Source organism: Pedobacter sp. Leaf176, from assembly GCF_001424305.1.
In the GTDB taxonomy this organism is placed as follows: domain Bacteria; phylum Bacteroidota; class Bacteroidia; order Sphingobacteriales; family Sphingobacteriaceae; genus Pedobacter.
This window is the reverse complement of the sequence record NZ_LMPD01000005.1, coordinates 49,803-67,672: the sequence shown is the minus strand read 5'-3', so window position 1 is coordinate 67,672 and position 17,870 is coordinate 49,803. Positions and strand designations below refer to the sequence as shown.

At 36.9% G+C, this 17,870-nt stretch carries 18 protein-coding genes; 13 read left to right on the top strand and 5 right to left on the bottom strand.

Features of this window, described 5'->3' with window-relative positions; genetic code table 11:
- Positions 1 to 4: 4 nt before the first annotated feature.
- Together ASF92_RS14745 and yihA are read right to left on the bottom strand one after the other, a co-directional pair.
- Entirely contained in the window at positions 5 to 862 is an 858-nt protein-coding gene (locus tag ASF92_RS14745; RefSeq protein WP_056094701.1) for a UbiA-like polyprenyltransferase, read from the bottom strand.
- Positions 863 to 1,093: 231 nt separating this feature from the next.
- A complete protein-coding gene (yihA, locus tag ASF92_RS14740; protein WP_056094698.1) occupies positions 1,094 to 1,717 on the bottom strand; it encodes a ribosome biogenesis GTP-binding protein YihA/YsxC in 624 nt (207 codons plus the stop codon).
- Between the two features lie 136 nt (positions 1,718 to 1,853).
- Between yihA and ubiE the strand changes: the two genes are divergently transcribed.
- From ubiE to murI, 13 genes are all read left to right on the top strand, one after another.
- Positions 1,854 to 2,585, top strand: a complete 732-nt coding sequence (ubiE, locus tag ASF92_RS14735; protein ID WP_157263916.1) for a bifunctional demethylmenaquinone methyltransferase/2-methoxy-6-polyprenyl-1,4-benzoquinol methylase UbiE — start codon at positions 1,854 to 1,856, stop codon at positions 2,583 to 2,585.
- Entirely contained in the window at positions 2,582 to 3,388 is an 807-nt protein-coding gene (locus ASF92_RS14730) for an outer membrane beta-barrel protein (protein ID WP_056094695.1), read from the top strand. The genes ubiE and ASF92_RS14730 overlap by 4 nt, the downstream gene beginning before the upstream one ends.
- A 78-nt stretch (positions 3,389 to 3,466) precedes the next feature.
- Positions 3,467 to 4,228 (top strand): SDR family NAD(P)-dependent oxidoreductase, encoded by a 762-nt coding sequence (locus tag ASF92_RS14725; protein ID WP_056094692.1) that lies wholly within the window; start codon positions 3,467 to 3,469, stop codon positions 4,226 to 4,228.
- Between the two features lie 91 nt (positions 4,229 to 4,319).
- Positions 4,320 to 4,766: a GatB/YqeY domain-containing protein gene (locus tag ASF92_RS14720; protein WP_056094690.1), complete on the top strand. Its 447-nt coding sequence runs from the start codon at positions 4,320 to 4,322 to the stop codon at positions 4,764 to 4,766.
- Positions 4,767 to 4,968: 202 nt separating this feature from the next.
- A complete protein-coding gene (locus ASF92_RS14715) occupies positions 4,969 to 5,733 on the top strand; it encodes an alpha/beta fold hydrolase (protein ID WP_056094687.1) in 765 nt (254 codons plus the stop codon).
- Positions 5,733 to 6,395, top strand: coding sequence for a CBS domain-containing protein (locus ASF92_RS14710; protein WP_056094684.1), 663 nt, complete (start codon positions 5,733 to 5,735; stop codon positions 6,393 to 6,395). The genes ASF92_RS14715 and ASF92_RS14710 overlap by 1 nt, the downstream gene beginning before the upstream one ends.
- Before the next feature lie 8 nt (positions 6,396 to 6,403).
- Positions 6,404 to 7,285, top strand: coding sequence for an NAD kinase (locus tag ASF92_RS14705; RefSeq protein WP_056094682.1), 882 nt, complete (start codon positions 6,404 to 6,406; stop codon positions 7,283 to 7,285).
- A gap of 3 nt (positions 7,286 to 7,288) precedes the next feature.
- Positions 7,289 to 8,086 carry a DUF6089 family protein gene (locus ASF92_RS14700; protein WP_056094679.1) on the top strand — a complete coding sequence of 266 codons (798 nt, stop codon included), beginning with the start codon at positions 7,289 to 7,291 and terminating at the stop codon, positions 8,084 to 8,086.
- A 19-nt stretch (positions 8,087 to 8,105) separates the two neighbouring features.
- Complete coding sequence (locus tag ASF92_RS14695; RefSeq protein ID WP_056094676.1) at positions 8,106 to 8,846, top strand: isoprenyl transferase; 741 nt, start codon at positions 8,106 to 8,108, stop codon at positions 8,844 to 8,846.
- Between the two features lie 151 nt (positions 8,847 to 8,997).
- Positions 8,998 to 11,544, top strand: a complete 2,547-nt coding sequence (gene bamA, locus ASF92_RS14690) for an outer membrane protein assembly factor BamA (protein ID WP_056095446.1) — start codon at positions 8,998 to 9,000, stop codon at positions 11,542 to 11,544.
- A gap of 94 nt (positions 11,545 to 11,638) precedes the next feature.
- Positions 11,639 to 12,169, top strand: coding sequence for an OmpH family outer membrane protein (locus ASF92_RS14685; protein WP_056094673.1), 531 nt, complete (start codon positions 11,639 to 11,641; stop codon positions 12,167 to 12,169).
- A 60-nt stretch (positions 12,170 to 12,229) separates the two neighbouring features.
- The gene (locus tag ASF92_RS14680; RefSeq protein WP_056094669.1) at positions 12,230 to 12,805 is read left to right on the top strand and encodes an OmpH family outer membrane protein; all 576 of its coding nucleotides are present in this window, start codon (positions 12,230 to 12,232) and stop codon (positions 12,803 to 12,805) included.
- A 161-nt stretch (positions 12,806 to 12,966) separates the two neighbouring features.
- Positions 12,967 to 13,788: a glutamate racemase gene (gene murI, locus ASF92_RS14675; protein ID WP_056094665.1), complete on the top strand. Its 822-nt coding sequence runs from the start codon at positions 12,967 to 12,969 to the stop codon at positions 13,786 to 13,788.
- 1 nt (position 13,789) lies between these two features.
- Here the strand turns inward: murI and ASF92_RS14670 are convergent, their stop codons facing one another.
- From ASF92_RS14670 to ASF92_RS14660, 3 genes are read right to left on the bottom strand one after another with little or no spacing between them, the layout of a single operon-like run.
- Positions 13,790 to 14,929 carry a cytochrome-c peroxidase gene (locus ASF92_RS14670; protein ID WP_056094664.1) on the bottom strand — a complete coding sequence of 380 codons (1,140 nt, stop codon included), beginning with the start codon at positions 14,927 to 14,929 and terminating at the stop codon, positions 13,790 to 13,792.
- Between the two features lie 3 nt (positions 14,930 to 14,932).
- Entirely contained in the window at positions 14,933 to 16,504 is a 1,572-nt protein-coding gene (locus tag ASF92_RS14665; protein ID WP_056094661.1) for a DUF6850 family outer membrane beta-barrel protein, read from the bottom strand.
- 39 nt (positions 16,505 to 16,543) lie between these two features.
- Positions 16,544 to 17,869 (bottom strand): DUF4876 domain-containing protein, encoded by a 1,326-nt coding sequence (locus tag ASF92_RS14660; protein ID WP_056094658.1) that lies wholly within the window; start codon positions 17,867 to 17,869, stop codon positions 16,544 to 16,546.
- Position 17,870 lies beyond the last annotated feature (1 nt).

Here is a 17,870-nt window from a genome sequence, read left to right as displayed (position 1 = left end):
ATTATTATTTGGTCCTTATGTAGGCATCTATTAAAAAGCATATGGCAAATACAACCGATGCATATCCGTTTAACGTTTGGAATGCCCTGTTTACTTTGCTGATGTCGCTTGGCTTTACAAGTAAATGCTGGTAAATCAACATGGAGCAGAAGAAAACAATACCAATGTAATATACCCAGCTAAATTCGGTGAAGAATACAGGTAATATCACACAGGCAGCCGAAAGTACATGCAGCAATACAGATACATTCAGTGCATTTTTTATGCCAAGAGCGGAAGGAATGGAGTGAAGATTCTCATCCCTGTCAAAATCTTCATCTTGTAAAGCGTAGATAATGTCAAAACCACTCACCCAAAATAAAACAGCGAAAGAGTAAAAAACCGGAACCAATGCGAATTGACCGGTAACAGCTATGTATGCGCCAATAGGCGCTAGTGATAAACCCAGCCCTAAAACCAGGTGACAAAGTGCAGTAAACCTTTTAGTATAACTATAAAATAATACCACAAATAAAGCCACAGGAGACAGGTAAAAGCATAGCGGATTAATAAAATAGGTTGTAATAGCAAATAGCAAACAGTTAGCGATTACAAATATTAAAGCCTCATTGGCTGAAACTTTTCCTGCAGGAATGTCACGCATTTTGGTGCGTGGATTTTTAGCGTCTATGTTCCTGTCTAAATAACGGTTAAAAGCCATTGCAGAATTTCTTGCGAAAACCATGCAAAGCAAAACCAATATTAATTTTTCCCATCTGAAAGGACTGTCTGTTATGGTAACGCCCAAAAAGAATCCAATCATAGCAAATGGCAAGGCGAAAACCGAATGTGCGAATAATACGAGTGAAAAGTATTTTTTCATTATTTTAAGATGATTACACAGATTATTTGATTACACCGATTTCTTAATGGTTAACTGAAAATTGTGAACTGCAAATTGTAAACTATTTATTGTTAATTATTTAAAACGGTTAATTGTTTGATACCTTAATGACCTAAAAAAACTGTAAAAATTAATTTATGTGTCAACTTTAGGCTATTTGCTATGAACTATCAAACCAATGAACTATTGACTAATGAACCATTGAACGGTTTAAAACTTCTTATAATCTTTCGGTACAACAAAGTCTTTATTAACCTCATAAATAAAATTCAATACTTCATCTTTTCCAGTTTCTTTTTCAGCAGAAGAAATAAAGGTAGCCGGAATCTCTTCGAAAAACTCGCCTAATTTTTTCTTAAAGGCAGCTACATTTTTCTGAGTGGTGGTCATTCCTTGTTTATCAGCTTTGGTAAAAATTAACGAAAAAGGTATCTGTTTTTCTCCTAACCAATAGCAAAATTCGATATCAATTCCCTGGGGATCTAAACGGCTGTCTATCAAAACGAAAACGCATTGCAGGCTTTCTCTTTTGGTAATGTAGGCACGAATAAATTTTTCCCATTTTTCTCTGCTCGTTTTAGAAACCTTGGCATAGCCATAACCTGGTAAATCGACAATGTACCAGGCCTCGTTAATCAAAAAGTGGTTAATTAACTGCGTTTTACCCGGGCGCTGCGACGTTTTTGCAAGTCCGTGATGGTTAACCAGCATATTAATTAACGAAGATTTGCCTACGTTGGAACGACCGATGAAAGCATATTCAGGCATTATTGGTGGCGGTAGGGCGGAAATCTGGGTGTTGCTGCAAACAAATGTTGCCGTTTTGATAATCATATTGCAAAGGTAGTAATTTTGTAAGGATGGTTAAGCGTTTGAACTGTTTAACTGGTTATAGCTGCATCGCATTTGACAATTAACCGATTAAAACAATTTAAACAGTTAAACAATAAACTTATCTTTGCCACACATCATGAATCAGAATATTACACCATACCAGGCGGAAAATGCAACAAAAAAAGAGCAGGTTGCAACCATGTTTAATAACATTTCCGGTACTTACGATTTTTTAAATCATTTTCTTTCGCTCGGGATCGACGTTTTATGGCGTAAGAAAGCAATTAAAGAATTGGTTTCTTCACAGCCTCGAATTATGCTTGATGTCGCTACGGGAACGGGAGATTTTGCTTTTGAGGCGATTAAAAAATTACATCCCGAAAAAGTTATAGGTATAGACATATCTGAAGGCATGCTTGAAGTAGCCAGAAAAAAGATTAACCAACGAAACTTAAATGAGATTTTTACTGTTCAGCTGGGGGACTCTGAGGGTTTACATTTTTCTGATAATACGTTTGACGCGATTACGGTTGCCTATGGTGTACGTAACTTTGAGCATCTGGAGCAAGGTCTTAGCGATATGTTCCGGGTTTTGAAACCTGGCGGTAAGCTGGTCGTTTTGGAATTCTCCAAGCCAAGGGTTTTCCCTGTGAAACAACTGTATAATTTCTACTTTAAACAAATTACGCCTTTTTTTGGAAGGTTATTTTCTAAAGACGCGCGGGCTTACAGCTATTTACCCGAATCTGTTGCTGCTTTTCCTGATGGAAAAGATTTTACTGCTTTAATGGGAAAAGTAGGTTTCAAAAGTACCAAACAAAGAATTTTAACGTTTGGAATAAGTTCGATTTACACAGGCACTAAATGACAAAAAGATTAAGCCTAATCATCTTCCTTCTTATGATCGTTACAACATCATTTGCCCAAAATTGGGGAGGGGGTGTAGATGATGAAGATATACATTTTGGCTTTAGCTTTCAATACATTTCGGCAGAATATAAAATATTAAAGTCAGCTAACTGGCGGAATGCTTTTTATGAAACGGAAGATGGCAATAGTGTTGCCTATAACCCTAATATGGGAAGGCAGATTACACAGCCGATGCGCGCAATTTCAAGCCCGCCATCCGTTGGTTTTGGTTTAGGGTTTGTTGTAAATAAGCGCATTTCAGAGAATTTCGATTTACGTGCAACCCCATCTCTGATTTTTAGTGACCGGATTATTCGCTATGAATATGAGCCTGCTCCTCAAGTTACATTACCAGTCAATAATTCTGTAACACCGCCTGCTTTTCAAACTACCATTGACAAAAAAGTTCAGGCAACCATGTTCGAGATTCCGTTTGGTATAAAAATAAAATCAAACAGGTTGAATAATTTCAGAGTTTATTGGTTAGGTGGTGCGAAGTATTCAATGGATATTGCATCGAAAAAGAAAACCTTCGATGAAGGTGAAACCCAAATCAATAAGCTTTTAAAAAATAAAAGGAGTTACCTCTCTTATGAAACCGGAATCGGGTTCGATTTGTATTTCGAGCATTTTAAGATGTCGCCTGAATTAAAACTATCGTATTCAATGCAAGATATTCTGCAGCATGATAATACAGCTTTTGCGAATCCATTGGATAAAACGAAGTTGCGTCATTTTACATTCAGCTTGTTTTTCGAGTAGCAGCGCAATTTAAAAAAACTTACCTTTGTTGTCTTATGGGGCATATAAATTGTCTTTTCCACACTAATACATATCATTATGTCTAAAATAGCTTTAATTACCGGCGCAACTTCGGGAATTGGGGAAGCTTGCGCACACGTATTCGCTCAGAATGGCTACAATCTAATTTTGCTTGCCCGCCGGGAAGATCGTTTAGCTAGAATAGCGCATCATCTTGAAGATAAATATGCAATCAAGGTTAAACAGGTATTGGCCGATGTACGAGACAAGGAAAGTTTGAATACCGCATTGGAGGCAATCACAGATGAATGGAAGAAGGTAGATGTACTGGTTAACAATGCAGGCTTAAGTCAGGGTCTGGATCCAATTAATAAAGGCAATACGGATGATTGGGATACCATGATTGATACGAATGTTAAAGGCTTGCTATATGTTACGAAGATTGTGTCTAACTGGATGATCCCAAATAAATCAGGGCATATTATCAACATCGGTTCAATTGCTGGTCAGGAAGTTTACCCAAACGGAAATGTATATTGTGCTACTAAACATGCTGTAGATGCTTTAAGCAAAGCAATGCGCATCGATCTGTTACAACATGAAATCAAGGTAACCGCCATCAACCCGGGCATGGTTGAAACAGAGTTTTCTATGGTGCGTTTTAAAGGCGATGCCGAACGTGCCAAAAATGTTTATGCAGGTTTAGAGCCATTAATTGCTGATGATATTGCTGATGCAATCTGGTATGCGGTAAGCAGGCCAAAACATGTAAATATAAATGATATGCTTATCATGCCCACAGCACAGGCAACAGCTACGCTGGTAAATAGAACCCCCTAGCCCCCTGGAGGGGGATTTAAATTGGTTCAGTTATATAATTAAATAATTTTTACTTTAGAAAGGAAGCCCCTTTAGGGGTTTGGGGTTAAAAATGATATCAAATACGATAGATCAGGAAATAAAAAAAGCCATGTTGGCTAAAAATGACGCTCAATTAAGGGGCTTGAGAGCAATAAAGGCTGCAATCCTTTTAGCTAAAACTGAAAAAGGCGCATCAGAAGAACTTACAGAAGAAACAGAGTTGAAAATTCTTCAAAAACTCATTAAACAACGCAAGGAATCTGCTGATATTTACAAACAGCAAAATCGCGAAGACCTGTATAAAGTAGAGGAAGAAGAAATAGAAGTTATTAATCAGTTTTTACCAAAGCAATTGGATAGAGGTGAGGTCGAAGCAATTATCGCTGATGTTATCAAACAATCGGGCGCCATGTCAGTTAAGGATATGGGCAAGGTTATAGGCATGGCAAATAAAGCGCTGGCAGGTAAAGCCGATGGTAAGCTGATAGCCGAGATTGTAAAAGAAAAGCTAGCTTAGAACAAAAAAGCTTAAAGCGGAAATATTGAATTTACAGCAGGTCTTGATACTTGATACTTATATCTTGATACTAGATATCCACATCTTTATACGCTGATGTTGTTTTTATACCCTTTTCTGTTTTATTTCAGAAAAATGGTATAGAAATGCCAAAAATTAATTTTACTCTACTAACTTAGTAGCAATATACCATTTATCATATATGAAATACCAGGTAATAGAAGAAGAAGGATTTAAATACATAGAAGCCGGAGATGGTGAAACACTGGTATTGCTGCACGGATTAATGGGCGAGTTAAGTAATTGGGAGCCCGTTATCGAACAATTTAAAAGTCGTTATCGTGTGGTTGTTCCTATTCTTCCAATCTATGATTTACCGATTCTAACCTTAGGAGTCAAAGCGTTATCAAGGTATCTTCATCGGTTTATTAAATATAAAAATCTAGGTCAGGTTGTGCTTATAGGTAACTCTTTAGGTGGTCATGTCGGCCTGGTTTTTACTGTGGCGCACCAGGAGTTTGTTAAAGCGTTGGTGCTTACCGGAAGCTCTGGTTTGTATGAAAATGCCTTTGGAGGCTCTTTTCCCCGCAGGGAAAGTTACGACTACATAAAAGAAAAAGTAGAATTTACATTTTACGATCCCGCCACAGCGACACCTGAGTTAGTAGAAGAGGTTTTTAAAACCGTTAACGACAGATCCAGGGTTATACGTATTTTGACAATGGCCAAATCGGCTATTCGTCATAACATGGGTAAAGAATTATCTAAAATTACAATTCCTGTTTCGCTTATATGGGGTAAAAATGACAAAGTTACCCCGCCTGAAGTTGCAGAGGAGTTTTACCAGTTGTTGCCAAATTCAGAATTAAACTGGGTTGATAAATGCGGACATGCACCCATGATGGAGCATCCGGAAATATTTAACAGTTACCTGGAAAAATTTTTAGATAGAATATTATTAAAGTAATGTTTGCTGAAGAAATCATATCGAATGTAATAACGCCCATAAAAACGGACGACACAGTGCAGAACGCCTTGGATCGAATGAACGAATTTAAGCTCAAGCACATGCCCGTGGTTAATGACGACCAATTTTTAGGTATACTTTCTGAAGATGATTTACTTGAGGTTCGTAATCACGATATCTTAATAAGAGATGTAAATTTTAACTTATTAAATGCTTTTGTTTTTGATAACGCACATACATATGACGTTGTAAGGCTGCTTAGTACGCTAAAATTAACTGCAGTTCCTGTATTGGATCAAAAGAAAAATTATGCAGGATTGATTTCCATTAACAACATACTGGATTCTGTTGCAACATTGTATGCGGTAAATGAACCTGGCGGAATTATCGTTTTGGAGATTAGTAACCGGGATAACTCTTTAGCACATATAGCACAAATTGTTGAGGCGGATAACGCACAAATACTTTCATCTTACGTAAATTCATTTAAAGATTCTACCCGACTGGAAGTTACATTGAAAGTTAATAAAACAGAGATTACCTCTCTAGTGGCATCATTTGAACGCTATAACTATGAGGTTAAAGAAGTTTACAACAATACTCAAATTGACGATGGTTCTAAAGAACGTTACGATTCTTTTATGAACTACCTAAACATTTAATTTTTATTATGAGGATTGCAATTTATGGAAGAGATTTTAATGATACAGTACTGCCTTATGTTCAGGAAGTTTTCGATCATTTAAAAAGTCACGGTATACAGCCGGTTCTTCATCATAAGTTCAAAAATTCACTACATGGCAAAATCAAATTACCTGCTCACACCGTAATTTTTCATAATCACGAAGAGTTAAAAGCGGTTGCCGATGTGATATTAAGCTTAGGCGGCGATGGCACCCTGCTGGATACGCTTTCATTAATCAGGGACTCTGGGATCCCGGTAATTGGCATAAACTTCGGGCGTCTCGGCTTTTTAGCCAGTATTAACAAAGGGGAAATTGAATCTGCTTTGAAAGCACTTATTCATGGGGATTATACTTTGGATGTACGTTCCCTTTTAACCCTGGAATCGGATAATGGTTTGTTTGGTGAAGAAAATTTTGCTTTAAATGATATAACGATACATCGCCGGGATAACTCTGCCATGATGATTATTCATGCTTCTATGAATGGCGAATTCATTAACTCTTATTGGGCAGACGGCTTAATCATTGCAACACCAACCGGTTCAACAGCCTACTCTTTGAGTTGTGGCGGCCCGATTATTTATCCCGACTCTCAAAGTTTTGTGATTACACCAATTGCTCCCCATAACCTGAACGTCCGTCCGGTAATTATTCCGGATGACAATCATCTTTCTTTTGAAGTAGAAGCAAGAGAATCGAAGTTTTTGGTGTCTTGCGACAGCAGGACAGTTACCGTAGAACGTTCAGTAAAAATTGCGATAAAAAAAGCCGATTTTTGTGTAAATCTTATCCGCCTTAACAATGAAACCTATTTAAACACGTTAAGGAATAAATTATTATGGGGCATCGATACCCGTAACTACTAAACAATGGCTTTTAGAAGACCCGTTTTATTCATTTTCCTGTTTTTAACGTTTTCACAACTTGGCAAAGCGCAGTCTTTCGCTACTTGGGAGATCGGTATTTCTGGTGGCGGATCAGGATATATAGGGGATTTGAATCAGAATAACCTGTTGAAAATAAGCGGCTTTAATGCGGGTGTTTTTGCCAAACGTAATTTCAATGCACACCTGGGCTTAAGGATAAATTATAATTATGGCCAAATTCAGGCCAAGGACTCGGAATCAAATAATGAACAGTTTAGAGCGCGTAATTTGAGCTTTAAAACAAAACTAAATGAAGGAAGTGCGATCTTTGATTTTAACTTTTTTGATTATAAAATAAATGGTGGGAACAAATGGTTTACGCCTTATCTATTTGCCGGTGTCGGTTTTGTTAATTTTAAGCCTGAAATAAAATATCAGGGGCTAACTTACAGGTTAGACCGGTTGTTAACCGAGGGACAGGATAATAATTATACAAATACAGTTGTAACGATTCCCTATGGCGTGGGCCTGCGTTATAATTATAAAGGTACATGGAGTGTTTTTTCCGAATTAGGTTACCGTACTGCATTAACCGATTATCTTGACGATGTAAGTGGTGTATATCCTGTAAACCAGAAGTTTATTGGTGATAACCCATCACTAAATATTTCTGATCCCTCATTAACATATATTGGTGCTCCGGGAGTGCAACGAGGCGATTTTAGAAAAAGAGATACTTATCTATTTGTTAGTGTTGGCATATCTTTTACCTTTGTATCCTCAAAATGCTACTCCTTTTAAGCTGATTTTGAAATAATTAATGGGATTTAAAGAACAAATAGACGATAGCCGGCTGCCAAAGCACATTGCCGTAATCATGGACGGAAATGGTCGCTGGGCAAAAGGCCAGGGTAAAATGCGTGTTTTCGGACATGAACAGGGTGTACTTTCTGTAAAAGATATTGTAGAAGGCTGTGTTGAGGTTGGTGTTAAATACCTTACGCTATATGCATTTTCTACAGAGAACTGGAGTCGCCCGAAAGAGGAAGTTGACGCATTAATGCAAATCCTCATTTCAACAATAAATAAAGAAACCGAAACGCTTAACAAAAATAATGTTAAGCTCAACGCCATTGGTAACATTGCTTCATTACCACAAGAATGTATTGACGACTTGAGGGAAGCTATGGAAAAAACAGCACATAACGAGAAATGTACGCTCACGCTGGCATTGAGTTATAGCGCCAAATGGGAGATTGTTGACGCCGCGAAGAAAATTGCCATCGCAGTAAAAAACCAAGAAATTGATGTGAATGATATTGATGAAAGTTTATTTTCATCAAAATTAACAACCGTAAATATTCCTGACCCAGAATTGATGATTCGGACCAGTGGCGAACACAGAATAAGTAATTATCTCCTATGGCAAATGGCTTACACAGAGTTTTATTTTACTGATGTTTTGTGGCCTGATTTCAGAAGAGAAAATCTTTTTGAAGCTATTGTTGATTATCAAAAACGCGAACGCCGTTTTGGTAAAATCAGTGAACAATTAAACTAATTTTTCTTTTAACACTTTTTAACAAGGGTTTAAATTAACTTAGCAGCACTTTTATACGATAAATGTAACCATTTCAGAGGTGAGAAAAATAAAGCATTTTGCTTTGTAAAACATTCTTACCTTCGTGGCCATTACTGAACAAATTATTTTAATGAAAAGAATATTTCAAGTTTTAATCCTATTAGTTTTAGCCGCCCCGGCCTTTGCTCAAATTCGTCCGACAGGACAGGCTCCGGCAACCCCATCTTTGAAAGTGGGTGGCTTGGATCTCGATTATTTTAGTCCAAAAGAGTTTATTATCGGTGGTACAAAAATTATAGGAACAGAATACCTTGACAAAGAAGTTTTAGTTACTTTATCAAAATTAATAAAAGGCGACAAAGTTGTTTTACCTGGTGAAGCGACTTCTGATGCAATTAAAGCACTTTGGGCGCAGGGTTTTTTTGACGACATCAAGTTAAATATAGAAAAATTTGTTCAGGATACTGTTTATTTTGAAATTGAGGTAGCTGAACGACCTCGTTTAAGTTCTATTGACTTAAAAGGTCTTCGTAAATCGGAAAAGACGGCAATTCAGGAAAAACTCAATGATAAAACCGGTAAAATTGTAAATGACAATTTGTATAATACCACATCGGCAATTGTAAAGAAGTATCTTTTAGATAAGGGCTATTTTTTTACGAGCATTAGTTATTCTACCCGTAAAGATCCAAATTCAGAAAATAGCGTTATTCTTGAAGCCAACATTGATAAAGGACATCGTGTAAAAGTTCAGCACATCGACTTTACCGGTAATAAGGATTTTAAAGCCGCCAAGCTTAGAAAATATCTGAAAAATCCTAAACAATTCACGTGGTGGCGTTTTTGGGGTTCAGGTAAATTCAGTAAGGAGAAATACGAAGAGAATAAGCTTAAAATGATTTCTAAACTGCATGAAAAAGGGTATCGTGATGCAGAACTTCTAAAAGATAGTATCTATCCTTTCAATAAGAAAAAGGTAAACATCAGGATGGATATTTATGAGGGGAAAAAATATTACTTCGGTAAAATAACCTGGGCAGGAAATGCCATCTACAGCACTGATGTGTTAAATAAAGTTCTAACGATTGAGAAAGGCGATATTTTCAGTGAGGATAAATTAGATAAAAAAATTAACGGGGGTGGAGAAAATGGTGGCGATATTAATAGTCTGTATACAGATAATGGTTATTTAACTTTTAACATTGATCCGGTACAGACCAGAATTTATAACGACACAGTTGATGTCGAGATGCGTATCTATGAAGGTCCGCAGTACACCAACAACCGCATCACTTTAAAAGGCAACACCATTACAAACGATAAGGTTGTATTGCGGGAGATTCGTACCAAACCGGGGCAAAAATTTAATAAAAGTGATTTAATACGTACGGTTCGTGAGATTGGCGCTTTGGGTAACTTCGATGAGCAGAAAACAGTGCCTACACCTCGGCCTAATCCGGCAGATGGAACTGTAGACATTGAGTATGCAGTAGAGGAAAAACCTTCTGATCAGATTGAATTGTCGGGTGGCTTTGGTGGTGGCCGAATCATCGGTACATTGGGCTTAACCTTTAATAACTTCTCTCTAAGAAACTTATTTAATTTAAAAGCATACAAACCTTTACCAAAAGGGGATGGGCAGAAATTAAGCTTGCGTGGACAAACGAATGGTAAATATTATCAATCATATAGTTTCTCATTCTCTCAACCATGGTTCGGTGGCGAAAAGCCGGTAAGCTTTGGCGTAAGTGCATTTACATCTTTGCAATCAAGCGGTATAGGTGATGCGAGTAATCCTAACTATTACAAAATCCGTTTAAATGGTGTTACGGTAAGTTTGGGCAGAAGATTAAACTGGCCGGATAACTACTTTCAGTTAACGCATTCAGTGAATTTGCAGCAATATATTCTTCAGAATTATCCTGGTTATTTGTTTAGTACCGGAACGTCTTACAACTTGAACTTAACACAAGAGATAAGCCGTGATTCAAGGGATTCACCGATTTTCCCACTGTCAGGTTCATTTATCAGATTTACGGTTCAGGCTACGCCTCCTTATTCATTATTCAACAATGTGAATTATGCAACGGCATCTGATAAGACAAAATACCGGTTTACAGAATACCACAAGTGGAAATTTGATTCTCAATGGTATCAACGTGTTGGCGGTCAATTCGTAATTAAAGCACAGGCACAATTTGGTTTCTTAGGCCAGTACACTCAGGCCGTTGGTCAGTCGGCATTTGAAAGATTTAAGCTTGGTGGAGATGGTATGCAGGGATTCGATTTCTTACAAGGTTCTGAATTAATTGCAATGCGTGGTTATGCGAACAATACCGTTGTTCCTGTAGGTGCTAACCCAACCATCGCACAACAATCCGGTAGCCCTATTTACACCAAGTATGTTTTGGAGGCTCGTTACCCTGTTATTAAATCTCAGCAGGCTACTGCATTTGTATTGGCTTTTGCGGAAGGTGGAAATACCTGGAACAGATTCGGTGATTTTAATCCGTTTAACATAAGAAGATCGGTGGGAATAGGTGCCCGGATCTTCCTGCCGATATTTGGTTTGTTAGGAATTGATTATGGATATGGCTTCGATGCCATCCCTGGTTTGCCAGATGCTAACAAAGGTCAGTTCCACTTTAGTATAGCACAACAATTAGGTGGATTTTAATTGTTTATAACTAAAAAAATAATTAATTATGCAATAAAACAATATAAGTTGAGTTTATAAAAAGCTAACTTATAATAACTAATCACACACACAAATGAAAACATATCTTTTTATCGCATTTTTACTTTGCACAACTTTTGGCGCTTTTGCCCAGAAGTTTGCTTATGTAGATACAGAGTACATTTTAAAGCATATGCCGGAATATAAATCGGCATTAAGCCAGCTAGATGTCGCTTCGAAACAATGGCAGGCACAGGTTGATCAGAATTTTAGCGAAATCGACAGGATGTACAAAGCCTACCAGGCAGATCAGGTTTTGTTAACCGATGATATGCGCAAACGTCGTGAAAACGAGATTATCGAAAAAGAAAAAGCAGCTAAAGAATTTCAACGTCAGAAATTCGGTCCTGATGGCGACTTATTTCAAAGCCGAACAAAATTAATTAAACCCATTCAGGATAAAGTTGCTAATGTAATCAAGCAAATCGCTAAAGCCAAATACCTCGATTTCATCTTCGATAAGAGTAGTGAAGCTACAATGATGATTTATGCAAGTAGCAGTTACGATGTTAGTAATGACGTAATTGTAAAATTAGGTTACAAACCGGGGACAGTAAATAATTAGTATATTCGCCCCTTGAATTAAGGAAAACAAATAAAAAAAAATAAAAAAGTAAAATAAAACATGAGAAAGTTAATTAACGTATTTGTTGTTGCGACAGGTTTATTGTTTACAGCAAATATGGCAAATGCACAGCAAAAGATTGGTCACGTAAATTCAGAAGAGGTATTTGCTAACTTACCTGAATCTAAATCGGCTCAAACTACTTTAGAAAATTTAAGCAAAACAAAACAAGCTGAAATTGATGTTATGATTAAAGAATATCAATCTAAGTTAAGCGCGGCGCAAGCTAAAGAAAAAACGCGTAGCGAAGCTAATAAAGAAACTGTTGATAAAGAATTACAAACAGCAGCAACTGAATTGCAGGATTTGCAAAAACGCATAGGCGATGCACAAACTAAAGCTCAACAGGATTTAGGTACTAAACAAGGTGAGTTATTTCAGCCAATTCAAGGTAAAGTAGCAACAGCAATTTCAGCTATCGCAAAAGAAAAAGGTTTGGCTTATGTTTTTGATATTGCAAACGGACAGGGCGGAAACAATTTAGTGTTTTGGGAAGGTGGTGATGACATTACCGCTGCTGTTAAAACTAAATTAGGTATTTCTGCAACTGCTAAAGCACCAGCACCAAAAAAATAATTAAGTAATTAATATTATAAAAAGCGGAATTAAGGCCAACTTGATTCCGCTTTTTTGTGTAAAAGAATTATCTTGAGGTAAATTGCCAATTGTTAGATTGCTCAATTGCAGATTGAATATTCTATAGCAATTTAACAATGCAACAATTAGAATAATAAATAATGAAAGAATCTTCACCAATAGGTATTTTTGATTCAGGTTATGGAGGTTTAACCGTATTTCGTTCTATTGCAGAAAAGCTCCCGGATTACGACTATATTTATTTGGGCGATAATGCACGTTCGCCCTACGGTGATCATGCTTTCGAAACCATTTATCAATATACTTTAGAATGTGTTGAATGGCTGTTTAGCAAAGGATGTAACTTAGTTATCCTGGCATGCAACACAGCTTCGGCAAAGGCGCTTAGAACCATTCAACAGAAAGATTTACCTTCGAAATATCCAGGTAAAAAAGTGCTCGGTGTTATCAGGCCAACCGCAGAGGTAATTGATAGTTTTACAAAAACTAAAAAAGTTGGTGTAATGGGTACCAGAGGTACCGTTAATTCTGAATCGTATCTGCTCGAAATCAATAAGTTTTTTCCTAAAATAAAGGTTTACCAGCAGGCTTGCCCAATGTGGGTGCCGTTGATTGAAAACAATGAACACATGCAGCCTGGTGCGGACTTTTTCGTTACGGAATATTGTAATGCGTTAATTAACCAATCTTCAGATATTGATTGTGTTTTGCTGGCTTGCACGCATTATCCATTAATAATGCCTAAACTAACGGCAATTTTGCCAGCCGGCATTGAGATTTTAGCACAAGGGGAAATTGTTGCCGATAGTTTGGTCGATTATTTGAAAAGACATCCTGAGATTGAGTCCACAATATCCAGAACAGCAAATAAATCGTTTTTTACCAGTGGCGATTCCAAAACCTTTGATGAGCATGCAGCGATATTTTTTGGAGAAGCATTACAATCAGGCAAAATGAAATAATTTATTTAGGTAGTTCCTGCACCCTTATTAAAACCGCTGCGGAACTTAGTGCATCTAAAAATGAAATTACAGCATCTTTTTCCGTGTTGCTTAGCTTTAATCCGCGTAATAGTTTGTCGTTTTTAGGTAAGAGCGGGTCGTTTAACTGCTCTGGCTTAACACGCTGATTTGGCATCCCAACATTATACATATTCATCACACCATCCATATCAGGGAATAATCCATTATGAAACCAAGGTGCAGTTTTCATTACATTTCTTAAACCCGGTGTTTTAAATTTGCCAACATCTTCTGGCCTTTTAGTTACATTATAAAGTCCAAGGTCTTCATATTTCCTTCCGTAATAAGTTAAGCCATCATTATGAAATTCATTATCGGTAAATAACGGTCCGTTATGACAATTGATACAACGGGCTTTTGTTCTGAACAGATGCAAACCCACAATTTGCTGGTCTGTCAACGCTTTTTTATCCTTCGCTAAAAATCTATCAAAGGCTGTTCTTCTACTTACAATACTACGTTGAAAAGTTGCTAAACTTTCGAAAATTTTTTTATTGGTAATTTGAGCAGAACCAAATGCATCAGTAAAGAGGGGTTTATAGCCGTTAATTTTACTTAACTTTTTAGCTAATGCTTTCATATCCTGATGCATTTCATTATGTGCTGCAATCGGGCTTTCACCCTGTTCTTCTAAACTATTCGCTCTTCCATCCCAAAATAATTTCTTGTAGAACCATACGTTTTCTAAGGAAGGTGCATTGCGGATATTAGCTAAATGATCGTGCCCGATGGAAACCTGCCGGCCATCAGTCCAGTGTAAATCTGGTGCATGGCAGCTTGAGCAAGAGATTTGATTCGAACCCGATAATCGTGGATCGAAAAACAGAATCTTACCCAATTGAACAATTTTTTTAACCGAATCATTATTTAAGTCAACCGGTGAAGGAGGCAATTCTCCCAACTCTTGAAAAACGGCATCTTTGTCTAAATTGGGCTTTGGCCATTCGCTTGTAGGTTTAGAGTAAACTTTACGAAGGCTATCTATGCTTAATTCTTCGTCGTCATTAAATTCAGAAGATTGAAAAGATAGTAAAATTAACCCTGTTAGAATTAAAAGAAGCGAAACAAAAACTTTATTCATGAGCTAAAAATATAGATTCAGGCTGAGATTGGATGAAAACCGGTCTTCTCCGGGTTCGGAAATGATGGTTCTGTTTAGTGCTTTTTGTTCTAATCTTTGCATATAACCTGCATTTATTTTAAATGTGGCCTGCATTGTTTTAAATATTGGTAAACCATATGCTCCGGTAATACTTCCACCTATATAAGATGAGGTATTATATAGATAATCATGATAGATGACATAACGGGTAAAATAGGCTTCATTGGTTTGCAAAACCTTGAAAGTGTCATTTAATGGCATTTTGTACTGGGCCTCAATGTTTAGTCCAAAGAAACTATTGATATTGCCCTTTCTCATTCCGGTACCTGCTACAAATAATAAGTTATCAAAGCTTACATCATTTGCTTTAACACCATCTACACGTGCTTCTGTATTTTTATTTATTTGTAAAAAATGAATATAAGCGGTTTTTTTAGATGACCTGTTTAAAAATATTTTTGCCGAAATGTTATTGCCTGAATAAATATAATTGTTTGCTTTAAATACCATATTAAAATCTTTTCCGACTAAGTCATTATAGTTTAATAACGCTCCAATACGAACTGAATTCAGATTTTTCAACCAAAGTAGATTGACATTTATTTTATTAAGATCGTATTCCGAAAATTCTGTAAACCCATCCACTGTAGAATGAAAATACCGTTGATGTTCTGTTATATAATTTCCAGACAAATAGAAATTACCTGCCGAAGATGAACTGATATCTAAATAAGCATCAAAACCATCTCTGGTTTGGTTATCTGTATATACTCTGTTGTTTGCTTCTAACACAGGCTTACCTTCTCCATATCCGTTTATTAAGTGGTTGTAGTACATAGGATAAACAGAACTCTCATAATACCTGGGATTTTTATAACCAACATTAATTTTTTCCTGCCCATAGCCATTTCTGAACGCTAACCCGATTTTGATTTTTTTTGATATACTGTAGCCTAAAGATCCGATTAAGTCAAATTGATATTCTCCAATATCTCCACGTGGATCATTTGTCGAAAAATGATTTCCAACTTTATAGTCTGTGCCAATAGCAATATTAAGTTTATTATTAAAGAAGTTCCTGCCTGCCATTGCTTTGAAGGTATAAATACTTCGTTCGTAATGAACATATGCGGGAGAGCCAAAATAATAAGGCGTTGAAGAATTGTTTCGGGTTTGGTGCGAAAATCTGGTACTATCCTCTATGGTTTTCTTATAAGTAAAAGAGCCAAACAATTTAATTGTACCTACCTTCGTAGTACCTTCTGTTAGTAGTGTTCCTGCATTTATTTTGGTTGCGCCTTGTGAAGGAATATAATGGCCTTTCTGGAAATCGTAAAGTAAAGATATTCGGCTAACCTTATCGGGCATTAACGAGTTTAGATAGTAGCTGCTTTCTTTGGCGAAATTATAAGACAATACAGATATAGAATCTGTATAATGGTTAAAGGATTTTTCAGCTTGATTTAAGCTGGTAAAATCCTGTTTGCTTTGTGCAAAGAGCATTAAAGGAGAAAATAATGTAGCAACTAAAGTTTTTACTTTTTTGTTCATCATGTTTTTAATAACCGGCCGAAATTTCGGCCGGCATAAATATTATTTAAATGCCCTGGGTGCAGCAAACATAAGGTTATCAAAATCTTCAGTACTGTTATTCGTGTCTTTTAAAATCACACGACCATTAACCGTCTTTTCTGTTTTTCTGATTATTGATTGAGATGTATATTGTCCAAGTGGAGAAGATGCAAAACCCGCGTCTAATCCTGCACCATATTTTTTAGGTACTCTGTCTACCACTTCATTCGGTTGAACTTCGACTGCATCTAATACATATTTTGTAGGGATTTGGAAGAATTTGTTCGCACCGGATGACGGTGCGGCTTTTGTAGGATAGTTATACTGAGGCCATGTCTCAGGATTTTGATTTGCACCTGCTTTAATAAGTGCATAAGAATATCTACCGCCGGTATCGAATATCATATCACTTCCGAAATATGCATATACTTTTAAGTTAGGAACCGTAGGATTGTCGATGTCAGATGCTAATGGTTTAGTTAAAAACGGCGCATAATAAGCTTCAAAATTTGCAGTGCTTAAATCAATAGTTAATGATGGATTTAGAACGGAAATAGTTTTGCCATCTACACCAGTGAAAGGCGTTTTGTGATTAATTGCAGTTTGTGCAACAACGATACTTTCTCCTGGTTTAATTGGATACTGTTTGCCAGTACCCGGAATCATAAAAAATGCCCTTGCATAAATGTAATCGTTGTTCGCATCAATGTTAGCTGGCATGCCTGCTGATTTATTCCAGTCTAGTTGTCCGGTAGCAAGTAAATTATATGTTGAGCCTGAAGTTTTTGTTATCAGGCCAACAGTTTCTGCAAAGCATAAACTATCTGCGTATAAGGTCTTGTCACTATTGTTGTAAAATTCGATAAACTGGTCACGAAAAGTTGCTCCGTTAACACGGTCAGAGCCTGAATAAGACACTTGTTTAATCACCCAATCCCCAATAGTCCCTGAAACTAATTTTAAATCGATAGTTTCAGAAAATCCTACACCTATCTGCTTGTTTTTCAACGACGCATTGTAAATAACATCTTTCGTTACAGTATTTCCCGTAATGGTGGAGTAGTCGTTAGCAGAAATGGTAATTGAGGCGTCAATGTCGTAAAGGCCAGGTGTTAATTGAGTTGCCCTCAAAATTCCTTTATCAGAAGTGGTGAATTCCTGTGCAACCTTTGTATCCAGATTAGTAACCTTTACTTTTACCCCTGTTAATGGAAGTTGGTAGCCACTTGTTTGCAAGTTGTAAGCTACGGTTACGTTCAGGTCAACAGGTTGTATATCTGTTGTGTTGTTTTTTTTGCATGAAGCAAATGCCAAACTGGCCAGGATTAAATAGAAGTACTTTTTCATT